Source organism: Stenotrophomonas sp. NPDC077659 (assembly GCF_050268705.1).
Classification (GTDB): domain Bacteria; phylum Pseudomonadota; class Gammaproteobacteria; order Xanthomonadales; family Xanthomonadaceae; genus Stenotrophomonas.
Genome location: NZ_JBNNHG010000213.1, coordinates 1 through 4,334 on the forward strand (window position 1 = coordinate 1; position 4,334 = coordinate 4,334).

The window sequence follows — 4,334 nt, forward strand, 5'->3', positions numbered from 1 at the left end:
CACCGCGACGGCGTCGACGACGCGGACCTCGGGGACCCGGGACGGCAGGCTGGCCCGTCCACCGCCACGGCCAATCCTCCGCTGGTCACGGGCATGAACCGGCGCAGCCAGATCCTGCGCCTGCTGATGCGCTACCGCCATTCGGGGGTGTTTTCCGGCATGAACCTGGATTCGGCCGGCGGCCACGCCGATGTCCCCGCCGACGGCAACCCGGAGCAGTTCGTCAGCGACCTCGAAGCGCTGGGGCCAACGTTCGTCAAGCTGGGGCAGATGCTGTCCACGCGCCCGGACATGGTGCCGGCAGACTTCGCCACCGCACTGGAACGCATGCAGGAGAACGTGGCGCCGATCCCCGTCGAGCGCATCCACGCCATCGTCGAACAGGAACTGGGTGCCGGGGTGAACAAGCTGTTCGCCTCGTTCGATCCGGAGCCGCTGGGCTGCGCCTCGCTCGCCCAGGTGCACCGCGCGGTGCTGCATGACGGTCGCCAGGTCGCGGTGAAGGTACAGAAGCCAGAAGTGGCCGCACAGCTGCGCTCGGATCTGGAGGCGCTGCGCAGCTTCGCCATGGCCGCCGATCACTTCACCCAGGTCGGCCGCCGCGTGCGCCTGCGCGACTGGCTCAATGAGTTCGCCAAGACCCTGATGCAGGAGCTGGACTACCACGCCGAGGCCGAGAACCTGGCGCGCTTCGGCCGCCACCTCAAGCCGTTCCGCCGCCTGTGGGTGCCGCAGCCGGTGTGGGACTACTGCAGCCAGCGCGTGCTGACCATGGAACTGGCCAACGGCGTGCGCGTGGATGCCATTCCCGATGTGCGCCGCACCGAGCAGGCCATGGACCCGCTGGCCGCTGCACTGATCCGAGGCTACCTGGACCAGATCTTCGTGCACGGCGAGATCCATGCCGATCCGCATCCGGGCAACCTGCGGGTGACGCCCGAAGGCCGCCTGGCCATCTTCGACCTGGGCATGGTCGCGCACATGCCACCGCGCCTGCGCGAGCGCCTGCTGAAGATCCTGTTTGCCGCCGTCGACGGTCGTGGCGAGGAAGTCGCCGATGACCTGATCAGCATCAGCACACGGCTGGAAGCCTTCGACGAAGAGCGCTACCTGCGCGAAACCGGTCAATTGATCGCGCGCTACGCTGCCAGCGGCAGCTTCTCCGAAGGCCGCGTGGTGCTGGACATGGTGCGCATCGCCACCGCGTCCGGCCTGCGCACGCCGCCGGAACTGAGCCTGGTCGGCAAGGCGCTGCTGAACCTGGAAACCGTCTGCCGCCTGCTCGCTCCGGATCTGGATACGCGCCGCATCGTTGAGCGCCAACTGCAGCATGTGATGCGCGCGCGCCTGAAGAAATCGCTGTCGGCGGCCAATCTGGCCAGCGAGGCAATGGAACTGCAGCAGTTGCTGCGCGATGGGCCGCGCAAGCTGACCGACATCATGGCCTTGCTGGCCGAGAATCGCCTGCAGATGAAGGTGACCGGGCTGGAAGAGTCGCGGTTGATGGAGAACCTGCAGAAGATCGCCAATCGTGTCGCCGCCGGCATCATCAGTGCCGCGCTCATCATGGCTGCATCGCTGATGATGAAGCTGGAAACCGGCTGGCATATCTTCGGCTACCCCGCCATTGCTTTGTTCCTGATGCTGATTGGTGTCGTACTTGGGCTGGGCATCGTCACCAGCGCCTTGCTCTTTGATCGGCGCGCACGTGCGCGCGAGGAACGCGGGCATCGTTGAAGAAACGGGAAACGGCGCGGTTTTTTAATGAAATCGCGCAACGTATTTCACGCAGGATTTACGTGCGGCGCGCGATTTCACCTCATGTAACGAACAAACATTCCAGTCAGGTTCGTGCATGCACTATCGGGTCATCGGCCTGTCATGCATGTGTGCTTGCGGCAGCGCCGGTCGGATGGACACGCGTCGGTACGACGTCCATCACCACCTCCCGTCACTGCCGAAGCCGCTTATGCTCTGGATCCTGCTGCTGTCGCTGTTGCTGCTGGCCTGGTTGTTCCTCGTCTCCGATAAATGGGTGTGGTGGAAAGCGGGTACGTTCTCGCTGCTGCTGCTCTCGCTCAGCACGTGGTGGTTGATCGACAAGCTGTCCGGCGATGGTCTGAATGCTGCAACGCTGTATCACCTCGGCGCCGACATGGAAGGCGCCGGCATCGCCGACTTCAAGGGCTATATCGCCGGCTACATCGCGCTCGTGCTGGTTTCGCTGCTGCCGCTGTTCGCCACGCGGGTGAAGCGCTGGCGCCGTCCAGGCCCTGGCGGCGCGTGGTTCGCCGCGTTCGCGGTGGTGTGGATCGTCTCGATCATGGTCAGCCCGCTGGCACGCGATGGCCAGCGCCTGTACCAGCAGCTGCGTCCGGTCGATTTCGCCCGCATCGCCCCCGAGTACCAGGTGCCGACCCAGCCGCTGCAGCGCCCGCGCAACATCGTGTGGATCTATGGCGAAAGCCTGGAACGCACCTATCTGGACGAGAAGGTGTTTCCCGGCCTGATGCCCAACATCAACCGCCTGGCGAGCCAGTCGCTGGACGTGCGCGGGCTGGCCTCGGCCGAAGGCGGCGGCTGGACCATCGCCGGCCTGGTGTCGTCGATGTGCGGTGTGCCGCTGACCACCTCGCAGGGCGACGAGAACAGCATGGACCGCATGGGCAGCTTCCTGCCCAAGGCCGTATGCCTGGGCGATTATCTCAAGCAGCAGGGCTACACCAATCATTACCTGGGTGGCGCCAGCGGCCGTTTCGCCGGCAAGGGCCAGTTCCTGGCCAGCCACGGCTTTGACGAAGTGCACGATCTGGACTGGTTCAAGCAGCAGAAGAAGATCGGCCGCATGCATTACTCGCCGTGGGGCGTGCACGACGACGTGCTGCTGGACACCGCCTACCAGCGCTTCGAACAGCTCTCGCGCAAGGGCGAGCCGTTCATGCTGACCACCCTGACCATGGACACCCACCACCCCGCCGGGCACCTGCCGGTGGCGTGCAAGGGCCAGCGTTATGAGAGCCAGTACGGCAACATCAACATGCTCAACGCGCTCAAGTGCAGCGACCGGTTGATCTCGCAGCTGGTGCAGCGCATCCAGGCCAGCCCCTACGGCAAGGACACGCTGATCGTCATCGCCTCGGACCACCTGGCGATGCCCAATGACCTCACCAGCATCCTGACCCGGCAGAAGCGCGAGAACCTGCTGCTGTTCCTCGGCGAGGGCGTTGCCCCGCGGCAGCTGAAGGCCGACGCAGGCACCACGCTGGATTCGGGTGCGACCCTGCTCAGCCTGCTGGACCCGCAGTTGAAGACGATGGGCTTCGGCCGTTCGTTGATCGACCCGCAGCGCGCGCCCAGTGCCAGCGTCGCCACCCAGCGCGATGGTGGCCGCGATTACCCGCAGTACCTGGCCTTCGCCCGCTCGCTGTGGCTGGGCGAGCCCACGCGGGAACTGAAGATCGATGGCGATGACCAGGTGGTGGTCGGCCTGCAGCATGTACAGCCGCCGGTGCTGCTGGAGTACGACAAGGACTGGGGCCTGAAGTCGGTGTATCTGGAAAACACCTCGCGCCAGTTCGATGATGCCGACCCGGACAACACGCTGGCTTATGTGGACCGTTGCACGGCCTTCGAGGATGGCTCAGCCGACGGTGACTGGTGCGCCCTGCTGGTGAACCGCGACAACGGCATCAAGCTGTTCCGCGACGATGATCTGCGTGGCGGCATCGCCGTGGATGCACCGCTGGAATCGTTCCAGGGCCCGCGCCCGAGCGTGCGCCAGGCGCACATGATCACCCAGAAGGGCCGCCGCACCCGTGCTGGCCAGTACATGCTGAAGCTGGTGGCGAGCCAGCGCCCGGACCGCGGCTTCTGGATCGAGGCGGTGTCATCGCAACGCAAGGTGGTGCTGGCGCAGCAGTGGGTGCAGCCGGATGCGGACGGCAGGATCAACGTCTCGTTCGGGTTGGACCATGAGGTGGATGATCTGGAAATCCGCGCATGGCTGAACCATGCCGAGAAGCTGGCGGTGGATACGTTTGCGCTGGTGCCGTCGCACGTGCGACCGCGTGGGTGAGGGTTGTTCGGCAGGGCTTGCAGCCCTGCACCTGCGGTAGTGCCGGCCGCTGGCCGGCAACAGCAACAGACAGAGCGGCATTCCGTGGGATGGCGGGGCACTGTGGGTTTGCGGGGACGCCGTAAATACGTCCCTGTAGGCTTGGTCGCCGCTTGCTCGTGTGCGCGATCCTGCGCACACGGCAAGACCGGGGTTGCGCGTCCTGCCCGAGGCATGCCTCGGGCCCATGCGGCTCACACCCCGCAAACCCACAGTGCCC

The 4,334-nt window shown here is 65.6% G+C and carries 2 protein-coding genes; both read left to right on the top strand.

Annotated features, from left to right (window positions below; translation table 11 throughout):
- Window positions 1-93: 93 nt before the first annotated feature.
- A complete protein-coding gene (locus ACQKDV_RS18450; protein ID WP_427785711.1) occupies window positions 94-1,737 on the top strand; it encodes an ABC1 kinase family protein in 1,644 nt (547 codons plus the stop codon).
- 232 nt (window positions 1,738-1,969) lie between these two features.
- On the top strand, window positions 1,970-4,075 hold the full coding sequence (locus tag ACQKDV_RS18455; RefSeq protein ID WP_427785710.1) for a phosphoglycerol transferase I: 2,106 nt from the start codon (window positions 1,970-1,972) through the stop codon (window positions 4,073-4,075).
- Window positions 4,076-4,334 lie beyond the last annotated feature (259 nt).